The sequence below is a fragment of the Angustibacter sp. McL0619 genome, assembly GCF_049994355.1.
In the GTDB taxonomy this organism is placed as follows: Bacteria; Actinomycetota; Actinomycetes; order Actinomycetales; family Angustibacteraceae; genus Angustibacter.
Map to the genome: position 1 here is coordinate 4,541,542 of NZ_CP188257.1, position 20,399 is coordinate 4,561,940.

Sequence of the window (20,399 nt, forward strand, 5' to 3'; positions counted from 1 at the left end):
GCCTACTTAACGTGATCAACTACGGGACGCGCAGCAGGAGGTCGGCGACCAGGTGCCGGACGTCGGGCAGCAGCCTGGCCCGCAGGTCGGCCTCGGGCTCGTCCAGCAACTGCGCCAGGGCCGCCACGATCTGCCCGACGGACAGCTCGCCGTCGCACGCACCGACCAGCCCGGCCAGCGCGGTGTCCGCTCGGACCACCCGCCCCAGACCGCCGCCCTGACGCAGCAGGATCACCTGGGGGTCGCCCGCCCCCGGCAGGCCGTGCCGTTCCTCGGTGAGGTCACCGGCGACGACCAGCCGGGCGCCCAGCAGCTCGGCGTCGTCGGTCCGGCGAAGCCAGCTCTCGGCGTCCAGGACGTCCCGGACGACGTCGCCCATCGGCCCGTGCACCGGTCCGCGCAGCTCCTCCAGCCGCTGCCAGCTCGGCTTGGCGCGACGCAAGGTGACCACGCCGAAGCCGATCGACTCGACCTGCCTGGCCGCGAAGTCGTCCAGCCAGCCTGTCAGCAGCGCGTCGTGCGCCGCGGTGCCGGGCAGGTGGCCGCCGTCCCGGGCCCAGGTCTGCGCGTACTCGGCCGGGTCCTGCACCTCACGCTGCACCACCCACGCCTGGACGTCGGGCGGCAGCCAGGAGGCGACGCGGTCGCGCCAGTCGATCCCGGCCACGTGCTCCCAGTTGCCCAGCAGCTGCGCGACGCCACCGGGAGCGAGCAGGTCCGCGACCCCGCTCACCAGTCGGCGCACCACCTCGTCACCGGCCAGGCCGCCGTCCCGGTACTCGTAGACCGGAAGCCCGGCCACTCGCGGGGTGATCACGAACGGCGGGTTGCTCACCACGAGGTCGTAGCGGTGCCGGTCGGCGGGCGAGGACACCGGCTCGAGCAGGCTGCCGTGGCGCAGCTCCAGCCGGCGACCGGCGAACGCCCCCGGCGCGCTCGCGTTCAGCCGCGCGTTGAAGGCGGCGAAGTCCAGCGCCCGTTGCGAGACGTCGGTCGCCACCACGGACGCCGCGTGCCGGGCTGCGTGGAACGCCTGCACGCCGCAGCCGGTGCCCAGGTCGAGGGCCGTCCGGACCCGTGTGCGGATCGTCCACTGGGCCAGGGTGAGCGAGGCACCGCCGACGCCGAGCACGTGGTCCTCCGGCAGCGGCCCACCGACCGCTGCCTCGCCGAGGTCGCACGCCAGCCACCACTGCGCGTCGTCCGCGGCGTACGGGCGCAGGTCCACGAGCGCACGGGCCATCGCGCCGGAGCCGTCGGCGGGTCCGGCGTCGTCCACCTCCACCAGCCCGGCGCGGACGGCGCCCTCGTGCGTCGTGCGAGGCAGCGCGGCGTCCAGGTCGGTGACGTCCACCGGTTCGGCGAGCAGGAACAGCCGGGTCAGCACGGCAATCGGGTCTCGCCGGCCGGCTAGCGCGCGGCGGGCCGGCAGCGGCTGCTCGCGGTGCAGCGCGGCGGCGGCCACCGGGCCGAGCGCCTCCTCGACGGCCGCCACCGTGAACGGGGCGAGGTCCGCGGCCAGGTGCGGGGCGAACGCGTCCTCGAGCCGAGGCGGCGCACTCATGCGCCGGTCTGCGCGGAGGCCTTGCAACGGGCGCGGTAGCTGCGGGTCTTCGCCTTGTTGCCGCAGCCCCACTCGCACCAGGTACGCGAACGGTTCTTGCTGGCGTCGAAGAAGGACCAGCCGCAGTCGTCCGCGCTGCACACCTTCAGCCGCCGCCAGGACCCGTCCACGACGGCGGAGTTGACCGCCACGAGCAGCTCGGACAGCGCCCCCGGGACGCCGTCCAGCACCGGCAGCAGGCCGGGGCGAGGCCCCTCGCCGGGGACGTCGGTGCCGCCGAGCCGCAGCGGCAGGCGGGCGGCGACGTCGTCCAGGGCGGTGAAGTCGCCGGTGCCGTCGTGGTTCGCGGTGAAGGCCGCCTGGAGCGCCTCGCGCAGCGTGCGGGCCACCGCCAGGTCGTCCTCGCTGGCCCGCGCCGGCTTGGGGGGCAAGCCGTGCTCGCGTAGCCACCCGACCAGCTCTTCGGGCGTGGTCAGGTCGTCGGTGACCAGCTCGAGGTCGATCGTGTTCGCGTAGGCGATCAGGAGGTCGACGTGGCGTGGCAGGGGCGCGTTCTCCATAGCGACACCATCATAAGGCTTTTGGGGGTTGCGCGTCTTGCGACACCGGCATAACCTCTTTACAGGTGTTGAGGAGGTTTGAGATGACCAGCTTCATCGCAGCGGTGGCCATGCAGCATCTGGCTGACATGCAGCAGCTCCAGCACGACCTGGGCAGGCGCAAAGACAGCACGCCCCCCGGTCGGCGAGCGACCGAGGGGCGTGCCAGGCGTGCTGCTCAGCGGGTGACCGCGGGCTCCTCGTCCGCCACGTCGTCCGCCACGTCAGGCTCGTCCGCGGCAGCGGCCTCGCCGTCCCGCGCGTCGTCGCCCTCGGCGGTCAGGCCGGCCTGACCGTCGTCGCGGTTCGCGGCGCCGTCGTCGTCCACTCCGGCCACACCCTCGTCGGAGTCGGTGGCGTCGTCACCGAAGGCGATGTCGCGGCGCTTGCTGATCGCCACCATCACGATGATGATCAGCGCGGCCGCACCGGCGATGCCGTAGCGCAGGGCGCTGTTCGCGTCCTTGCCGATGCTCAGCTGCACGATGGCCGGCGCGATCAGCACCGCGACCAGGTTCATCACCTTGATCAGCGGGTTGATCGCCGGGCCGGCGGTGTCCTTGAACGGGTCGCCGACGGTGTCGCCGATCACGACGGCCGCGTGCGGCTCGGAGCCCTTGCCGCCGTAGTGGCCGTCCTCCACGATTTTCTTGGCGTTGTCCCACGAGCCGCCGCTGTTGGCCAGCATGACGGCCATCAGGACGCCCGCGCCGATCGCACCGGCCAGGTAGCCGGCCAGCGGACCGACACCCAGGCCGAAGCCGACCGCGATCGGAGCCATCGCGGCGAGCAGACCAGGGGTCGCGAGCTCGCGCAGCGAGTCGCGGGTGCAGATGTCCACGACCCGGCCGTACTCCGGACGCTCAGTGCCGGCCATGATCCCCGGGTGCTCGCGGAACTGGCGACGCACCTCGAACACGATGGCACCGGCGGCGCGGGTGACCGCGTTGATCGCCAGGCCGGAGAACATGAAGACGACCGAGGCGCCCAGGATCAGGCCGACCAGCGTGGACGGCGTGACGATCTCGTAGTTGAACGAGGCGACGACAGCGGCCTTGATCGGGCCGGTGATGCCCACCTCGGCGGCGTCGCGGGCGACGTTCACCGCGTCGGTGTAGGAGCCGAACAGGGCCGTGGCCGCGAGCACCGCGGTGGCGATCGCGATGCCCTTGGTGATGGCCTTGGTGGTGTTGCCCACCGCGTCCAGCTCGGTGAGGATCTTCGCGCCCTCGCCGTCCACGTCGCCGGACATCTCCGCGATGCCCTGCGCGTTGTCGCTGACCGGGCCGAAGGTGTCCATTGCGACGATGACGCCGACGGTGGTGAGCAGGCCACAGCCGGCCAGGGCGATCAGGAACAGCGACAGGATCACCGTGCTGCCGCCCAGCACGAAGGCCAGGTAGACCGCGCCCGCGATGATCACCGCGGTGTAGACGGCCGACTCCAGGCCGACCCCGAACCCGGCCAGCACGACGGTCGCCGCACCAGTCAGGGAGGTGCGCGCGACGTCCTTGGTCGGACGGTCCTCGGTGCCGGTGAAGTAGCCGGTCAGCCACAGGATGATGCCGGCCAGCGCGATGCCGAGCGCGACGGCGAAGGTGGCCACCAGCCGCGGGTCGCCGCTGAGCGCGAGGACCTTCGGGTCGGCGTTGGTCAGCTCGGCGAAGCTCGACGGCAGGAAGTAGAAGGCGGCACCGGCGCAGAGCACCGCGGAGACTGCCGCCGAGATGTAGAAGCCGCGGTTGATCGCGGTCAGGCCGCTTTCGCCGCCGCGGGGCTTGACGATGAACACGCCGAGCACCGCGGTGAGCGCCCCCAGTGCGGGCACGATCAGCGGGAACACCAGGCCGAGGTCGCCGAAGGCGGCCTTGCCCAGGATCAGCGCGGCAACCAGCGTGACGGCGTACGACTCGAACAGGTCCGCCGCCATGCCGGCGCAGTCACCCACGTTGTCGCCGACGTTGTCGGCGATGGTCGCGGCGTTGCGCGGGTCGTCCTCGGGGATGCCCTGCTCGACCTTGCCGACCAGGTCGGCGCCGACGTCCGCCGCCTTGGTGAAGATGCCGCCGCCGACGCGCATGAACATCGCGAGCAGCGCCGCGCCGAAGCCGAAGCCCTCGAGCACCTTGGGTGCGTCGCCCTTGTAGATCAGGACGACGATGGAGGCGCCCAGCAGGCCGAGGCCGACTGTGGACATTCCGACGGTGCCGCCGGTGCGGAAGGCGACCCGCATGCCGCCGTCCCGGTCGCCGTGCCGGGCCGCCTCGGCGACTCGCACGTTGGCCCGCACAGCCAGCGACATGCCCAGGTAGCCGATGGACGCCGAGAACAGGGCGCCCAGGATGAAGAAGCCGGAGCGCCCGTACCGGACGCTGCTCGAGTCGGCCGGTAGGGCGAGCAGCAGGAAGAACACGATCACCACGAAGCCGGCGAGGGTCTTGAACTGGCGCGCCAGATAGGCGGACGCCCCCTCTTGCACGGCCCGGCCGATCTCCTGCATCTTCTCGGTGCCCTCACCTGCCGCCAGCACCTGCCGGCGGAACGCGACGGCCGTCACGAGTGACAGCAGTCCGATGACGGCAACGATGATGACGTAGGTCTGGTTGGCACCCGAGATCGTGGCACCGACAGCGGCCTGGCTCAGCCCGCGCATTCGCGTCCTCCTAGACGTGGCGGACGTCCCCTCGGCTGGTCCAGCAGGGCACGCGTCAGTGGCGCACCGACCGGGAGGACGTTCGTAGCGGACTGTATCTGGGCATGCCATCCCGTGGAAGCAATACCGGGTCGCGGATCTGCAACAAAGGACCGTCGAGCCGGGTCAGGGCAGCCAGGACAGCCTGAGCACCGAGACGCCGTCGTGGTCCTCGATGGCGACCTCGTCGGTCAGTCCGGCGAGGACGGCCCACGGCAGGTCCTCACCTGCGGAGCCGGCGGACGACGGGGCCGGCCACACCCGGGACACCAGCCCTGGCCCGCGGTCGTCGAGCTCGACCGTCAGCGTGCCGTCAGGGCCGGCGGCGCGCAGCGCGAGTGTGCACGCCTCACCCACGCCCTGGCGCACGGATTCGAGCAGGCTCTCCGGCCAGCCGCCCCGCCTCGCCACGGTTACCGCGACCAGCCGGGCGGTGCGGACGTGCGCCGGCAACGCCCGAAACGTCAGGCGGACCGTCCCCTGATCAGCCCCCACCGGCGAGATCAGGAGTCTGCGTCGACCGGCTTGGCCGCCAGCGCCTCGTCCACCGAGTCGTGGATGGCGAAGACCTTGGTGAGCCCGGTGATCCGGAACACCTTGAGCACCCGCTCCTGTGAGCACACCAGGTGCAGGGACCCGCCCTGGGTGCGCACTCGCTTCAGGCCCCCGACCAGCACGCCCAGCCCCGTGGAGTCCAGGAACTCGACCCCCTGCATGTCCACGACCAGGTGGTGATGCCCACCTGCGACCAGCGTGTTGAGCTGGTCCCGCAGGGCCGGGGCGCTGTAGACGTCGATCTCGCCACTGACCTCGACGATCATGCGTCCACCCTGTTCGCGGGTGCCCACCGACAGATCCACAGTTCCTCCATTGCCCCTGGTCACTGCGCGCCATCTAACCACTGCGGGGCGCTACCGAGAACCGCTGAGCGGCTGAAGGTCGCCAGGTGGACAACTCGCCACCCATCCGGCGCAGCCGCCGTCGGTGCCTAGCGGGAGCATGACGACATGGTGCGACCGACGACTCCTGCGGCGAACGCGCTGGACGTCGTGTGGGCCCGCGGCCGGCGCGACGACCGGGTGCGGCACGTGCACCGGGTCGAGCGCCGGGAGGCCGTGCCCGCCGAGTGGCCGACCTGGGCGGACCCGCTGGTCGTCGCCGCGTTCGCCCAGCACGGCGTGCACGGGCTCTGGCAGCACCAGGCCGAGGCCGCCGAGCTCGTGCACGCCGGCCGGCACACGGTGGTGGCCACCGGGACGGCGAGCGGCAAGTCCCTCGCCTACCTGGTGCCGGGCCTGACCACCGTGCTGGCAGACGCCGGACGCGGGCTCGCGGTGCGCCGCCCCACGGTGCTCTACCTGTCCCCCACCAAGGCGCTGGCGGCCGACCAGCTGGCCCGGATCGACGCACTGTCGATCCCCGGCGTGCGGGCTGCCACGTACGACGGCGACACCTCGCCGGACGAGCGGCGATGGGTGCGCGAGCACGCGTCGTTCGTGCTCAGCAACCCGGACCTGCTGCACCACTCGATGCTGCCCGGCCACGAGCGCTGGGCACGGTTCCTGCGCGGGCTCGAGCTGGTGGTCGTCGACGAATGCCACCACTACCGCGGTGTCTTCGGCTCGCACGTCGCCGCAGTGCTGCGTCGGCTGCGCCGGGTGGCCGCGAGGTACGGCGCGGAGCCGACGTTCGTGCTCGCGTCGGCGACGGTCTCGTCGCCGGCCGAGCACGCCGGCCGCCTCACCGGGCTGCCGGTTACCGGGGTGACCCGCGACGGGTCGCCGCGGGGCAGCACGGACATCGTGCTGTGGGAGCCGCCCCTGGTGCCCGGCGGCGGCGAGCACGATGCGCCGACCCGGCGCAGCGCGGCCGCGGAGGCCGCAGACCTGCTGACCGACCTGACCACCGCCGGGGTCCGCTCGCTCGCCTTCGTCCGCTCCCGTCGCGGCGTCGAGCAGGTGGCGGCGACGGCCCGACGGCTGCTCTGGGAGGTCGACCCGGAGCTCGTCGACCGGGTCGCCGCCTATCGAGGCGGGTATCTGCCGGAGGAGCGGCGAGACCTGGAGGCCGCGCTGCGGTCGGGACGGCTGCTCGGGCTCGCCGCGACCAACGCGCTCGAACTGGGGGTGGACATCGCCGGACTGGATGCGGTGGTGATCGCCGGCTGGCCAGGACGCCGGACGTCGATGTGGCAGCAAGTCGGGCGGGCCGGCCGTGAGGGCCAGGACGCGCTGGGCGTGCTGATCGCCGCCGACGACCCGCTGGACACCTACCTGGTGGAGCACCCGGACGCGGTCTTCGGGCCACCGATGGAGGCAACCGTGCTCGACCCGGACAACCCGTACGTGCTGGCGCCGCACCTGGCCGCCGCCGCGGCGGAACTGCCCGTCACCGAGGAGGACCTCGCACTGTTCGGCCCTGGAACCCGCGAGCTCCTGGACGTGCTGGTGGACCGCGGGGTGCTGCGCCGCCGTCCCACCGGGTGGTTCTGGCCGCGACAGGACCGGGCCGCGGCGCTGGCCGACCTGCGGGGCACCGGGGGTGGAACCGTCCGGGTGGTCGAGGAGGAGACGGGCCGGGTGCTGGGCACCGTCGACGTTGCCGCCGCGGATCGGACCGTGCACGCCGGCGCCGTCTACGTGCACCAGGGAGACACGTTCGTGGTGCGCCGCCTCGACCTCGACCAGCACCTCGCGCTGGTGGAACGGCTCGCACCGCCGTGGACGACGCACGCGCGGTCCGTCACGGACATCCGGCTGCTCGACACCCTGCGCTCCCGGCGGTGGGGCGAGATCGAGGTGTCGTTCGGATCGGTGCGGGTGACCACCCAGGTCGTGTCGTTCCTGCGCCGACGACAGATCAGCGGCGAGGTGCTCGGCGAGGAGCCGCTCGACCTGCCGCAGCGGGAGCTGGTGACCAAGGCGGTCTGGTGGCAGACGACACCGCAGGTGCTGGAGCGTTGGGACGTCCCCGCGGCCGACCTGCCCGGTGCTCTGCATGCGGCCGAGCACGCCGCCATCGGACTGCTCCCGCTGCTGGCCACCTGCGACCGCTGGGACGTCGGCGGAGTCTCCACCGCCCTGCACCCGGACACCGGGATGCCGACCGTGGTGGTGCACGACGGTCATCCCGGTGGTGCGGGCTTCGCTGAGCGTGGCTACGCCGTGATGCGCCAGTGGGTGCAGGCGACCCACGATGCGGTGCGCAGCTGCGGCTGTGCCTCGGGCTGCCCGTCGTGCGTGCAGTCCCCCAAGTGCGGCAACGGAAACGAACCGCTCGACAAAGCGGGGGCATTGCGGGTGCTTGCGATGCTGATCGACTCGGCGGACGACTGATCGCACGCCCGCCGCCGACAACGGGCCGACCCGCACTCGTCGCACTACCCTCGTCGAGGCAGGTCGAATGCACCGTGCCGACCACTCTCGGAGGAAACCATGCTCGCGCTCGGCATCATCCTTCTGGTCATCGCTGCTGCCATCGCGGTCGGCGTGGCGACGACCGGCACGTCCCAGGAGATCGTGTTCAACTCCACGGTCGGCGACGTCAGCACGCGGCCCGTGTGGGTGTTCTGCGCCGGGGCGCTCGCGATGCTGCTCGCGCTGTTCGGGCTCGCGTTGCTCCGCCGTGGCACCCGCCGCCGGGTGGAGCGGCGCCGCGAGATCAGGCGGCTGCGCAGGGTCGAGCAGGAGCACGTCAGCGGTCCGGTGCCAGTCACCAGCGACGCCCGCGCCGCCGAGGAACCGGACCGCCTGCTGGTGCGCGAGAGCCGCGAGTCCGTCGCCCCGGACGAACGACCGGCAGCGGACGAACGACCGGCAGCGGACGAGCGACCGACGGCGGACGAGCGGGCCACCGAGTCCGTCGGGCCGCCCGCCTCCGCCGTGGCGGACGAGTCGGCTCGTCACCGCGAGCCCTGATCAGGTGGCCCGGCCAGCGCCGTGGCTCTGGCCACCCCGAGCCGCGCGGCACCACCGGATGCTCGCACCGTCACCCAGACCTGCACCCGATCACCGGACAGGTCGCAACCCACCAGCGCTGCCCGGTTGGCCGCCGCAACCCGTTGTGCGGCAGCACATGCAGCTCGCGATCCGGTCGATGACGCCGCCCCGCTGGCCGTCAGCGCACTGAGGTCGGCGACCGCCTGCGCTCGGTGCCGGGCCAGCACCGCGGCCCCGACCGCCCCGACCGCGATCGCGAGCACCAGCGAGAGCAGGGCAGCCGCGAGGACGAGCACCGTGGCGCTACCGACCTCGCCAGGCCGCTCAGGCTCGCTCACCGCTTGCGCCCGCGCCGTGAGGCTGGGACCTACCCCGAGCAGGCGGATCGACCGGCTCACCTGCACCCGAACCTGCGCGCCCCTGCTGATCGAGACGACCGCGGACGGGGCGGCGGCAGCATCGCGAGCGATCTGCTGGACCCTCGCCTCGTCGTCGCCTCGCGCCGCGGCCCGGGCACCGCCCCGGGCCGCGTCCACGCAGGCCAGCTGCCCGAGCACGGCCTGCCCGACCGCGATCACCGACGTCATCGCCAACACCACGGCGGGCATCACGACCGCCAGCTCGGCGGTGGCGGTCCCTCGATCCGAGCTCTGCTCAGCCACCAAGGGACAGCGCCCGCTCGATGATGGCCAGCAGCATGGAACGCACCGCCGACCCGCGCAAGATCGTCACCAGCAGCGCCGCGAACCCGCAGGCGGCGAGGGTGCCGATCGCGTACTCCGCTGTGGTCATCCCGCCGTCGCGGGCTCGGGACAGCATCGGGCGAAACCTGCGGACCACAGCCATTCGCATGGAGCCTCCAGCTCGAACCATTGCGGCACAACGGTTGTGTCGCAGACGCAACTCTCCCCACTGCCCGACCTGAAACCGAGGGGCGGAGACGGACTTGTGGACGGTGTGACTTGCCGGCGCACCTGTGGACGAATCCAGCAGGCGTCGTCCACACTCCCCGCTCACCTCAGCCCCAGCGCGGCGGCCGCCAGTCCGAGCACGACCGGTGCGACACCGAGCAGCACGAACGCGGGAAGGACGGTGAGCCCCAGCGGCACGACCAGCCGGACCCCCAGCCGGCCGGCGTCCACCTGAGCCTGCCGACGCCGCCGAGCCCGCTCGTCGCGCGCGGCGCCGCGCAGCAGCACGCCGGCCGAGGCACCCGTGCGGTCGGCCAGATCGAGCGCCTGCGTCAGGGGCAGCCAGCGCTGCGGCACGGCCGGCGAACGCGACCCCACCGCCGACCGCCCTAGTGCGTGCAGCACGAGCCCGGCCTCCGAGCCCGCGCCGCCGGCCGCAGACAGCGCGGCGTGCACCGCCGATGACGTGGCCAGCCCAGCGTCCAGGGCGGCGCAGACCAGCTCGAGCACGACCGGGATCGGGAGGTCGCCATCGTCAACCTCGATCGGCGGCTCTCGCAATGCGGACGCCGCCGAAGCGCGCCCCTGACGCGGCCAAGACCGATACGCCGCGCGACCGACCTCGGGCCAGCACAGCACCCCTGCCAGCGCACACGAAGCAGCCGCGAGCAACGGCCCTGCCAGCAGGCTCACCGCCCGCGCCCGACCCGTCGGACCAGGTGCGCCATCCACCAGCGGCCCAACCCGAGCAGCAGCAGACCGGCCAACGCGCAGACCCGACCAGGGCCGGTGGTCGTCAGCACCCGCACCGGGTCCGCGCCGATCAGCTGTCCGAGCAGCACCGCCCCGACCGGCAGCACCATGAGCAGTCGGACCGTCGCCCGCGGACCGGCGAGCGCCGCCTCCACGTCGGCGGCGAGTGCACTCTCGTCCCGCAGGGCGCCGGCGACCCCGTCCAGCACGTCGGACAGCGGTGCTCCCGTGCGCTCGGCGAGACGCCAGCCGGCGGCCGCCGCACGGGCCGCCGGCAGCTGCCGCCCCGCGGCGACGAGCCAGCCGCTGGGATCCGCCACGTCCCCGGCCGGCCCGAGGCCGAGCACGTCCACGGCGGCGCGCCAGGCCGCCGTCGGCGAGGCGCCTGCGCGCACCTGCACGGACACCATCTCGACCAGGGTGAGCAGCAGGTCGGCGTCGAGAACGAGGCGAGCGCTGCTCGGCGGCGGCACGGACCGCGGGCCCGAAGGCAGCACCGGCCGCGGCCGGCCGGGCCAGCCGAGCGCCCCGGCGCCGGCCAGCAGGCTCGCCAGCGCCGTCAGGCCACCGGACGTCACGAGAGCGTCAGCCGGTCGGCCAGCGCGGCCCAGCCGGGCCCACGCGTTCCCGGGGCCCGTGCATCGGTCGGGTCTGCCAGCAGAGCGGGTAGCACCCGCACCAGCTCGCCGTCGGTGGCGACCACCCCGATCTGCACCAGCCGCCGCAGCGGACCCGTGCGCCGCAGGTGCAGGACGACCTGGATCGCGCCGGCCATCTGTGAGTGCACGGCGGCGCGGTCCAGCCCAGCCAGCGAACCCAGCGCCTCGAACCTCGCCGGCACCTCGTGGGCTGCGTTCGCGTGCACCGTGCCGCAGCCGCCTTCGTGGCCCGTGTTGAGGGCGGTGAGCAGCTCGCGGACCTCGGCGCCGCGGACCTCACCGACGACGATGCGGTCCGGCCGCATGCGCAGCGCCTGACGCACCAGGTCGGTCAGGGTGACCGCCCCGCGACCCTCCACGTTCGCCGTCCGGGCTTCGAGCCGCACGACGTGCGGATGCTCTATACGCACCTCAGCACAGTCCTCGACCAGGACGATGCGTTCGTGCGCGGGCACCAGCGCCAACAACGCGCCCAGCACGGTCGTCTTGCCTGCTCCGGTGCCACCGGACACCACGAACGCGAGACGAGCGGCGACCAGACGTTCCAGCACCTGCGCCCACCCGGATGGCACGGCGCCCAGCCGGTCCAGGTCGGCCAGGGCCAAGGCTCGGCGGCTCGGCACGCGCAGACAGATGTGCGTGCCGCCAGCCACCAGCGGCGGCAGCACCACGTGCAGCCGGACACCACCAGCGAGCCGCGCGTCCACGAACGGGGCTGCGTCATCCAGGCGGCGTCCGGCCGCTGCGGCCAGGCGCGCGGCCAGCGCGCGAAGTTCGCTCTCGCCGCCGACGTCCACCCGGACCCGCTCGACCCCTCCGCCTCGGTCCACCCACACGCTGCCCGGCCCGTTGACCAGCACGTCCGTCACCTCGGGGTCGGCCAGCAACGACTCCAGGGGGCCGGCGCCGTGCAGCTCGGCGTGCAGCGTGTCGACCGCCGCGAGCAGGCTCTCGTGCCCCAGCACCACCCCCGCCTCGCGCGCGGCCGCAGCGACCACGTCGGCGGTGACCGCGTCCGGCCCGCTCAGCCCGGCCCGCAGTCGGGCGAGCACGGCAGGGTCCACCTCCCTCATCGGCGGGTGGTCATGCCGCTGGCCGCCGGACGATCTCGGCCGGCGAGGACCGGTCCGCGGCTGCCCCGCTCGCGGCAAGGCACTGCTCGGCCGCTCTGCGCAACGGGCTGCGCCGCCGCGCACCCGGCAGGTCGCCACGATCGCTGCCGACCCGGCTGTCGTCGCGCAGGACGGTCGCGACAGGCAGGTCGAGAGCATCCGAGACCCGACGAGCGCTCAGTCGATCCGAGGGGCCACGCCGGACGACGACCGTCGCGCGGTGCGCGTACGGCCCGAGCGCGTGCCTGAGCTGGCAGGCTGCGACCAGGGCGCGCAGCCGTGCCGGCACGACCAGCACCAGCTCGTCCACGCGTTGCAGCGCGCACTCGGTGGTCGCGTCGAGCGTGCGTGGCAGGTCGATGACCACCAGCTCGTGCCCCCGGCAGGCCGCATCCAGCACACAGTCGATCGCGCTCGGCGAGACGTCCACCGGGTCACCCCGGCCCCAGGCGAGCACCGCCAGCGGGCCTGCCTGTGGCAGCGAGCCGTGCAGGCTGCCCGCTGGCAGCCGGCCGCGGGCAGCTGCCAGATCGGGCCAGCGAAGCCCGGGGACGTCGTCCAGGCCGAGCGCGAAGTCCAGCCCACCGCCGAGCGGGTCCAGGTCGACCAAGGCCGTCCCGTGCCCGCGGTCCGCTCCGACCACCGCCAGCGCGGCCGCGAACAGGGACGCCCCGGCACCACCGCACCCGCCCAGGACACCGAGCACCCGCGCCCGCGCGGGTGGCTCGGCGGTGCGCGCGAGACGTTGCACGAGCCACTCCCGAGCCATCGGCAGGACGGCGACCTGGTCCGCGCCGAGGGCCACCGCGTGCCGCCACGCGGCATCGGCTCGGCCGCCAGGCGAGTCAGGGAGCCCGGACAGGGCACTCGACCCGTGCTCGGGAGCCAGGTCGACCACGATGACATCGGGGCGGCGCCCGCCGCCCCGGCGGGCCAGTGCCCTGGCCCGGTCGGCACCGACCAGGAGCAGCTGCCCGGGCCAGCGCGCAGTCTCGACCACAGCGCGGTGCACGACCAGTTCGACCCCGGCGGCAGCGGCGAGCCGTTGCACCTCTGCGACGAGCGCGTCGTCCGCAGTCAGCAGCACCACCGAACGGTCCGCTGCCGCCGCGGTCTCCACCTGGGTCATGCCGCCTCCTGAGGCTCGTCTGGTCCTCGACGAGACTCGCGGCGCCAGCTGCCGGCCGGCGAGCGCCGGGCAGCATCTGTGGACGGTGGGACGGACGCAGGGCCTGTGGATGGGAGCACGCGCTGTGCACCGCCGCCCGGGGAGGAGGACTGTCAACCCGGACGCGGGCCAGTGGCCGCAAAAGGTGACGGCCCCCGTCGGGGGGACAACGGGGACCGTCGGGCGCTCCGGCTCGGGGGGGATGAACCGGGAACGCCGGCACGGTCCAACGGACCGGCGTTCTCAGTGTGGACCCGCCGTCGCACACACGCAATTCCCAAGTTCCGCAGCCGAACTCGCCTGTCACGCTCGCCCCACTCGTTCTCGTCGCTGCCCGAAAAGTCAAGGCTTCACATGGCCTGACGGCTGGGGTAGACAGGGGGGTAGAGCCGCCGGGAGCCTCCGGCGACCAGCACGGCCCTCCCGGTACCCACGTGCGGGCAGTCCACTGATGGACCGGTCGTGGCGGGCTTGTCCCACTGCGCCAACGCACAGCACGCTTGGTAGCCGATGACCGTGCACGACGGCGCCCCGCCCCGCGAGGCGCCGTCACCCTGTCTGGATCGCGGACCTGGCACCTGCCGAAATCCCCCGCCGTGGCGGACACTGAACCCGTGGGCTACGAGGTGTTGGACACCGACGACGGGCAGGTTCGGTTGCCGCCCGAGACGGTGCCGCCGTCACACGTCGTCGACCTGTCTGACCTGGTCGAACCTCGCCGGCCCGCAACCACCCGCCCGAAACCGCCGGGGCAGCGCCGCGCCACCGACCGCCTGCCGCCATGGGCCCGGCGACTGCTGGTCGGCTCGCTGGCCTGGCCGCTGTGCGCCGCAGGCCTGGTGGGACTCGTCGCCGGCGGTCTGTGGGCGCACCACCACACGACCGACCAGCTGGCGGCCGAACGCGCGGGCAGGCTGTCGGCGGTCGCGATCGTCACGATGGTCGATGCGACTCGCGCCCAGGGGGTCGCGGACTACACGGTCAAGGTGATCAACGCCGGACCGCTCCCGCTGGAGCTGGTCGCCTCACCTCCCGGCGCCCGTCCCGGTCCGAACCAGCCGGTCGTCCACGAGCTCGGTGGCGCCCACCAGGTGCCGGCCGGCGGTTCGCTGACCGCCACCGTCCGTCTCGCCGTGGACTGCGACCGGGTCGACGAACCGATCGGCTCGATCCGGATGCCGTTGCGCACCCTGGACGGCGTCCTGCATCAGGTACCGATCACCGACCAGAGCGGCCTGGACACGCGCGACTCCCTGGACTCACCCTGCGCCGATCCGGGAGACCCGCAGCTGGAGGCGCACCTGACCGGTACGGTCACCCACCCGCTCCTCACCCTGCGGAACCGGTCCGGCGCCGACCTCGCGGTGTCACTGGACCTCGAGCACTCCCCCTTCATCGAACATTCCGCGCACTCCTCGGTGCTGCACATGCAGCCGGCGCTGCCGCAGATCCTCGGACCACACCAGGTACTGCCGATCACGCTGCAGCTGACGCCCTCGTCGTGCCCGCGGAACCTGGCCGAAGTCGCGGACGGTGACCTGGCGCCGTACGTCGTGCTACGGGCCGGGCCACCGGACACGGAACCGCTGATCCAGGAGCCGATCGGCCTCGACCTGAGCACCCTGTGGGGTGCGGCACTGGCCCGCGACTGCTCCTGATCCGGTTCGGCCTCCGCCGCCGTAACGCGACGTCCGCACCCATACTGGACGGGTGGCCTTCGAGACCCTGGACTCGGCCGCCGGAGCCGCGGGCGACACCTCCCCGGGTGCGCCGGACTCGCAAGCCGCGCGCCGGCACCGGCGGCGTCTGCGCACCCGCTGGCTCGTGGTCGCCGCTGCGGTCTTGGGACTTGTGGCCGGCGCCGCAGCGGACCGGCACCACACCGCGCAGGTGCAGCGAGCCGAGGCCAGGCAGCGGCTCGGGGCGCTGGCCCTGCTCCAGTCGGTCAGCTCGATCATCACCGGTTACGGCACGGTCGCCGAGCTGAACGTCCAGGTCTACAACTCCGGCAAGCGGCCGTTCGACGTCCAGGTCTCCCCGGAGGGCGCGACCACTGAGAAGCTGCGCATCCAGGTGCCCGCCGGCAGCCGCACCGTGCAGCCGGGCCAAGCGCTCGGCGTCGTCGTCGCCTTGCCGATCGACTGCACGGCCTCGGCCCCGCCGACCGTGGCCATCCCGGTGCAGGTCCGCGAGGGCGGCGAGCAGCAGCTGGCCGTCCGGTACGTCAGCGGCGTACCGCTGGACCAGTCGGCCCAACAGGCGCTCTGCGAGATGATGCCCGACCTCGAGCAGCTGTCCGCGAGCCTGCTCGGCACCCTCACCCATCCCGTGCTCCAGCTGAGCAACGGCACGGACAGCCCGCTGACCGTGGGCATCGACTCCGGCTCACCGCTGACCGAGGCGTTCGGCCACCGACTCTCGTTCCGGACGGTGCCGCGTCTGCCGCTGACCCTGAGGCCGCGCGCCACCTCCAGCGTGCGCGTCGAGGTGGGGGTGCCCGGCTGCATCATCGGCAGCAACCTTCCCGACCTGTCCCGCATCGGGTACCTCGAGCTGCGCGGGGACGACACCCACGGCGTCCAGGTCACCGGGGCCGGGGTCGACGTCGGGCCGTTGATCGGCGGCGCCATCGCGCGCTCGTGCGACTGAGGGACGCAGTGCCGGCGCACGACGTGGTCATAATGCGGCATGGGCTACGAGGAGCTGGACTCCGACGGTGCCGGCCGCGCCGCCACCCCGGCCTCCAGTCAGCCCATCGACGTCATCGCCCTGGACGACCTGCCGGACCCGCGCGCCGGTCTGGACGACCGCACCAGCACCACGCGCCGTCCTCCGCCATGGCTCGAACGCGTCCTGCGACGGGCTACACGAGGTGTCGCCGCCACATCGAACAGCCACCCCTGGCGCTGGCTGGGCGGACTGACCGCGGTGACCGCGACCGCTGGCCTGGTCCTCGGGGTGCTGTGGTCCGGCCACCAGGCCGAGCGGGCACGGGTAGCCGAGGCGCGGGGCGCGGTGAGCGCGTTCGCGACGGTGGGCAACTACGACCGGGTGCAGACCAGCGAGGGTCCGGCGGCCGACTTCTCGATCCGGGTCTACAACGTGGGTTCGACGCCGCTCAGGCTGGTGACCACGGCCCGCGACCTGCGGCTGACGTACTTCACACCGCAGGTCAGCCTCAGCTCGGGAACCGACGTGATCGCGCCACAGGCGTCCGAGACGGTGATCAGCCGGCTGCTGCTGGACTGCGACAACACCGATCCCGTCTCGTTGTCCGTGCCGGTCCGGCCGCCCGACGGCAGCCTGCACCAGCTCACGGTGGCCGACTCCGACAACGGGCTGTCCTGGCCCACGCCGAAGGACCTGTGCAACCAGCTGGACAGCAACGAACAGGCCCTGGACGCCGGGCTGGGTGGCACCCTGGCCAAGCCGACCTTGCAGCTGCGCAACACCGGCAACCAGCAGCTCACGGTGGACTGGCAGTTCGACCTTGGCTCCGGTTTCGGGCCGGACCGCCGCGACGTTCAGCTGTCCAGCCGACCTGCCCTTCCCCTGACGCTGCAGCCGAGCCAGACCCGTGAGGTCGCACTGACCCTGACCGTCAGCGGTTGCGGGTCCAACCGTCCGATCGAGAACTACACGTCGCTGGGTTTCGTGAACCTGCGCGCCCACGTCGGGCCGGTCAGCCAGGATGGCGGCGACACCCCGGTGAGCGGGGTCGACCTGAGCGCGGTGGTCGGGGCGGCGCTGCAGCGATCCTGCCGTTGACCGACGTCCAGCCGTCAGCCCGGCGTCAGCCCAGCCGGCCGGCCAGGACGGCGTCCGCGACCTGGGCGCCGTGCGCGGCGCCGACCCGGACCGCGTCCGCGCAGCAGGCCAGCCAGCCGGCGACCCCCTCGGGAGTACCGGCGGCGTAGCCGCGCAGCGCGCTGACGTAGGGCGCCAGGCCGGACGCCGCGAGGGCAGTCTCCGGCGCCGCGACGCCGGTCGGGTCCAGGCCGCGTTGGACGACGACCGCCCGGAACACCGCCCGGGCCACCACGCCGTTGCCGGCCAGGAACGGTCGGATCGTGAGCAGCTCGCCGTGCGCGACGGCCGCGACCACCAGCGCGGGCACCTCGCCGGGGGCGGACAGCACGCCCGCCACCCCGGACAGCCGCGCGGTCAGCTCGGCGCCGGTCGGGGCCGGGCCCGGGCCGGGCAGGTCCAGCGGCTGCTCTTCGCCGGCCCGCGGCCGGCCAAGCGCGGAGTCGGGCACGAGTCCCGCGGCTGCCGCCGTGTGCAGCCGGGCCAGGGCCTGCAGCGGTGCGGACCGGACGACGTCCCCGATGGTCTGCGCTTGCGAGACCGCCCGCACCGCGCCGGCGACGGTGCGGCCCACGGCGTCCTCAGGCGCCGTGGTGGCGCCGCGCAGGATGTCGCGGACCAGGTCGACCGGCAGCTCGGCGCCGTCCAGTGCGGCGCTGGCCCGGGCCGCGCGCGCGGTGGTCTCGGCACGAGCCTCGTCGGTGCGCCGCCGCAGCGCCTGGTGCCAGCGCAGCTCGGTGCACGCCTGCCGGGCCGCGTCGATCGCGTCGACGACGCCGGGCAGGTCGGCGAGCTGGCGCAGGGCGGTGGCGTCGTCCACGATCGGTGACCCTACGCGGGCCTCGGCCAGTACCCTCACGTCGGTGCAGCCACTCGTGCTCGTCGCGCAGGCCGCGGCCGACTCCGGCGGCACCAACCTGGTGCCGGTCGTGGTCGTGGCCGTGGTCGCCGCACTGGTCGTGGCGCTGGCGGCGCGGGTGGTCCGGCGTCGGCGCGACTTCGGTTCGACGGCGGACCGCGCGACGTTCCAGACCCTGCACACCGCGTCGCTGGCCGCGCCGAGCCTGCGCGAGGGGCTGACCGCATCCGGCGCGGAGCGCGCCAGCAGACACCTGCGCACCCTGCTCGGCACACCGGCGGTCGCGCTGGTCGACGCCGGCGGGCGCTGCCTGGCCTGGGAGGGCGCCGGCGCCCGGCACGCGGCGGACGTCGGCCGGCACGGCGCGCAGGTGCTGGCCACCGGCCAGGCCGCAGTGGCCTCGGGCGAGAGCGTCTCGGTCGGCGAGCTGGCTCGCTGTGATGACCCGGACTGCCCGGTGCGCACGGCGGTGGTCGCGCCGATCGTCAGCGGCGACACCGTGGTGGGCGCGTTGCTCGCCTACGGCGGCCAGCCGTCGGCGGGGCTGGTGCGGGCGACGTCCGAGGTGGCGAGATACGTGTCCTCGCAAGTCGTCCTGGCTGAGGTGGACCGTGAGCGCACCCGCGCGATGGAGGCCGAGCTGCGGGCGCTGCGGGCGCAGATCAGCCCGCACTTCGTCTACAACTCCCTGGCTGCGATCGCGTCGTTCGTCCGCACCGACCCTGAGCAGGCCCGCGAGCTGCTGCTGGAGTTCGCCGACTTCACCCGGTACGCGTTCCGTCGCGGCGGCGAGTTCACCACGTTGGCGGACGAGTTGTCGAACGTCGAGCGGTACCTGCGGCTGGAGCAGGCGCGGTTCGGTGAGCGGCTGCAGATCTCGCTGCTGATTGCCCCCGAGGTGCTGTCGGTCGCGGTGCCCTTCCTGGTGGTGCAACCGTTGGTGGAGAACGCCGTCCGGCATGGGCTGGCCGATCGCAGCGGGCCGGGTCACATCGTGATCACCGCCGAGGACGCCGGGTCGGAGGCGGTGCTCGCGGTCGAGGACGACGGCGTCGGCTCGGACCCGGAGGTGGTGCGCGCCGTGCTGTCCGGGGAGTGGTCGGCGGACTCGGTGGGTCTGGGCAACGTGGACGCACGGCTACGGCAGGTCTTCGGCGACGCGCACGGACTGGTCGTGGAGACCGCCGTGGGCGCCGGCACGAAGGTGACGCTGCGCATCCCGAAGTTCGCGCCCGGCGTCACCGTCCGCTGAGCGCGATCAGGACGAGTCAGCCGGGTGCTTGAGCGCGAAGGCCTGGGCGAGCAGCTCGAAGGACCGCACCCGCTCCACCGGGTCGTGCACGTTCGTGGTCACGATCAGCTCGTCGGCCTGCGCACGGCGGGCCCGCGCGAGCAGGCCCTCGCGGACCACGTCCGGCGTACCCACGGTCACGAAACCCCTTGCAGCAGTGGCGATCTCGCGCTCGGCCGCGGACCAGGAGTGGGCCGCCGCCTCCTGCGGGCTGGGCAGCGGCCCGGGACGGTTGGACCGCAGCCTGGCGATCGACAGGTCGTTCGCCCGGGCGAGCTCGGCGGCGCGCTCCTCGGTGTCGGCGACGATTGCGGACACCGCGAGGATCACCCGTGGCTCGGACGGCGCGCCGGGCCTTCCGGAGGGCCGGAACGAGCGCAGGTAGCCGTCCACCGCCTCGGCTGGGTCGACGCTGCCGAAGTGTCCGGCGAAGGCGAAGCCGGTACCGAACGCCGCCGCGGCCTGGCCGCCGTACAGGCTGGACCCGAGGATCCACACTGGTGGCAGCGGCACGTCGTCCGGCATGGCCCGGATCGCCGCGAACGGGTGCGAGGCGTCGAAGCCGTCGACGTAGGCGACCAGCTCGGCGTACTGCTGCGGGAAGTCGTCGGCGGTCAACGCCTCGCGGCTGCGCCGCAGCGCGTACGCAGTGAGCTGGTCGGTGCCGGGCGCGCGGCCGATGCCGAGGTCGATCCGACCGGGGTAGAGGCCTTCGAGCACCCGGAACGACTCGGCGACGGTCAGCGGCGAGTGGTTCGGCAGCATGATGCCGCCCGAGCCGACCCGGATGCTGGACGTCGCCGCCGCCACCGCAGCCATCAGCACCGCCGGGGACGAGCTGGTCACGCTGGGCAGCGAGTGGTGCTCGGCCAGCCAGTACCGGGAGTAGCCGAACTGTTCGGCGGCCCGGGCCAGCTCGATGGTCCGGCGCAGGGCCTGCGAGGGCGCAGAGCCGGACGGGACCGGCGACAGGTCGAGCACGGACAACGGGAGGTCGCTCACCCTCCTGCCAGCACCACCGACCCCCCGATTGATTCCCCCGCGCC

The 20,399-nt window shown here is 73.5% G+C and carries 19 protein-coding genes; 6 read left to right on the forward strand and 13 right to left on the reverse strand.

Features of this window, described 5'->3' with window-relative positions; translation table 11 throughout:
* Positions 1–19: 19 nt before the first annotated feature.
* From ACPPVT_RS21325 to ACPPVT_RS21345, 5 genes are all read right to left on the reverse strand, one after another.
* On the reverse strand, positions 20–1,564 hold the full coding sequence (locus ACPPVT_RS21325; protein ID WP_426563866.1) for a DUF7059 domain-containing protein: 1,545 nt from the start codon (positions 1,562–1,564) through the stop codon (positions 20–22).
* Positions 1,561–2,124, reverse strand: coding sequence for a CGNR zinc finger domain-containing protein (locus ACPPVT_RS21330; RefSeq protein ID WP_426563868.1), 564 nt, complete (start codon positions 2,122–2,124; stop codon positions 1,561–1,563). The genes ACPPVT_RS21325 and ACPPVT_RS21330 overlap by 4 nt, the downstream gene beginning before the upstream one ends.
* A 217-nt stretch (positions 2,125–2,341) precedes the next feature.
* The gene (locus ACPPVT_RS21335) at positions 2,342–4,816 is read right to left on the reverse strand and encodes a sodium-translocating pyrophosphatase (protein WP_426563870.1); all 2,475 of its coding nucleotides are present in this window, start codon (positions 4,814–4,816) and stop codon (positions 2,342–2,344) included.
* 165 nt (positions 4,817–4,981) lie between these two features.
* Positions 4,982–5,308: an ATP-binding protein gene (locus ACPPVT_RS21340; RefSeq protein ID WP_426563872.1), complete on the reverse strand. Its 327-nt coding sequence runs from the start codon at positions 5,306–5,308 to the stop codon at positions 4,982–4,984.
* A gap of 50 nt (positions 5,309–5,358) precedes the next feature.
* Positions 5,359–5,715 carry an STAS domain-containing protein gene (locus ACPPVT_RS21345; RefSeq protein WP_426563874.1) on the reverse strand — a complete coding sequence of 119 codons (357 nt, stop codon included), beginning with the start codon at positions 5,713–5,715 and terminating at the stop codon, positions 5,359–5,361.
* A gap of 147 nt (positions 5,716–5,862) precedes the next feature.
* Here ACPPVT_RS21345 and ACPPVT_RS21350 point away from each other — a divergent pair, with 147 nt between their 5' ends.
* Both ACPPVT_RS21350 and ACPPVT_RS21355 read left to right on the forward strand, forming a co-directional pair.
* Entirely contained in the window at positions 5,863–8,190 is a 2,328-nt protein-coding gene (locus tag ACPPVT_RS21350) for a DEAD/DEAH box helicase (protein ID WP_426563876.1), read from the forward strand.
* Between the two features lie 99 nt (positions 8,191–8,289).
* Positions 8,290–8,772 carry a hypothetical protein gene (locus ACPPVT_RS21355; protein ID WP_426563878.1) on the forward strand — a complete coding sequence of 161 codons (483 nt, stop codon included), beginning with the start codon at positions 8,290–8,292 and terminating at the stop codon, positions 8,770–8,772.
* Here the strand turns inward: ACPPVT_RS21355 and ACPPVT_RS21360 are convergent.
* The 6 genes from ACPPVT_RS21360 to ssd all read right to left on the reverse strand — a co-directional run bounded on the left by ACPPVT_RS21360 (position 8,757) and on the right by ssd (position 13,357).
* Positions 8,757–9,455, reverse strand: a complete 699-nt coding sequence (locus tag ACPPVT_RS21360) for an Rv3654c family TadE-like protein (RefSeq protein WP_426563880.1) — start codon at positions 9,453–9,455, stop codon at positions 8,757–8,759. The genes ACPPVT_RS21355 and ACPPVT_RS21360 overlap by 16 nt on opposite strands.
* Entirely contained in the window at positions 9,448–9,645 is a 198-nt protein-coding gene (locus ACPPVT_RS21365) for a DUF4244 domain-containing protein (protein WP_426563882.1), read from the reverse strand. Before ACPPVT_RS21365 ends, ACPPVT_RS21360 begins: the two co-directional genes overlap by 8 nt.
* Before the next feature lie 161 nt (positions 9,646–9,806).
* Positions 9,807–10,214 (reverse strand): type II secretion system F family protein, encoded by a 408-nt coding sequence (locus tag ACPPVT_RS21370; protein ID WP_426563884.1) that lies wholly within the window; start codon positions 10,212–10,214, stop codon positions 9,807–9,809.
* Positions 10,215–10,393: 179 nt separating this feature from the next.
* Positions 10,394–11,035 carry a type II secretion system F family protein gene (locus tag ACPPVT_RS21375; RefSeq protein ID WP_426563886.1) on the reverse strand — a complete coding sequence of 214 codons (642 nt, stop codon included), beginning with the start codon at positions 11,033–11,035 and terminating at the stop codon, positions 10,394–10,396.
* Entirely contained in the window at positions 11,032–12,189 is a 1,158-nt protein-coding gene (locus ACPPVT_RS21380; RefSeq protein ID WP_426563888.1) for a TadA family conjugal transfer-associated ATPase, read from the reverse strand. The genes ACPPVT_RS21375 and ACPPVT_RS21380 overlap by 4 nt, the downstream gene beginning before the upstream one ends.
* 10 nt (positions 12,190–12,199) lie before the next feature.
* Entirely contained in the window at positions 12,200–13,357 is a 1,158-nt protein-coding gene (gene ssd / locus ACPPVT_RS21385) for a septum site-determining protein Ssd (protein WP_426563890.1), read from the reverse strand.
* Between the two features lie 653 nt (positions 13,358–14,010).
* Between ssd and ACPPVT_RS21390 the strand changes: the two genes are divergently transcribed.
* Genes ACPPVT_RS21390 through ACPPVT_RS21400 form a run of 3 tightly spaced genes read left to right on the forward strand, consistent with a single transcriptional unit; the run spans position 14,011 to position 17,164 of the window.
* The gene (locus ACPPVT_RS21390) at positions 14,011–15,054 is read left to right on the forward strand and encodes a hypothetical protein (protein WP_426563892.1); all 1,044 of its coding nucleotides are present in this window, start codon (positions 14,011–14,013) and stop codon (positions 15,052–15,054) included.
* A 52-nt stretch (positions 15,055–15,106) separates the two neighbouring features.
* Complete coding sequence (locus ACPPVT_RS21395; protein WP_426563894.1) at positions 15,107–16,045, forward strand: hypothetical protein; 939 nt, start codon at positions 15,107–15,109, stop codon at positions 16,043–16,045.
* 39 nt (positions 16,046–16,084) lie between these two features.
* A complete protein-coding gene (locus tag ACPPVT_RS21400) occupies positions 16,085–17,164 on the forward strand; it encodes a hypothetical protein (protein ID WP_426563896.1) in 1,080 nt (359 codons plus the stop codon).
* Positions 17,165–17,189: 25 nt separating this feature from the next.
* Here the strand turns inward: ACPPVT_RS21400 and ACPPVT_RS21405 are convergent, their stop codons facing one another.
* Complete coding sequence (locus ACPPVT_RS21405; protein WP_426563898.1) at positions 17,190–18,023, reverse strand: hypothetical protein; 834 nt, start codon at positions 18,021–18,023, stop codon at positions 17,190–17,192.
* A gap of 43 nt (positions 18,024–18,066) precedes the next feature.
* Here ACPPVT_RS21405 and ACPPVT_RS21410 point away from each other — a divergent pair, with 43 nt between their 5' ends.
* On the forward strand, positions 18,067–19,314 hold the full coding sequence (locus tag ACPPVT_RS21410) for a sensor histidine kinase (protein ID WP_426563900.1): 1,248 nt from the start codon (positions 18,067–18,069) through the stop codon (positions 19,312–19,314).
* A gap of 6 nt (positions 19,315–19,320) precedes the next feature.
* On the opposite strand, the gene ACPPVT_RS21415 is transcribed toward ACPPVT_RS21410, so the two are convergent.
* Positions 19,321–20,355 carry an LLM class flavin-dependent oxidoreductase gene (locus ACPPVT_RS21415; protein ID WP_426563902.1) on the reverse strand — a complete coding sequence of 345 codons (1,035 nt, stop codon included), beginning with the start codon at positions 20,353–20,355 and terminating at the stop codon, positions 19,321–19,323.
* Positions 20,356–20,399: the final 44 nt, after the last annotated feature.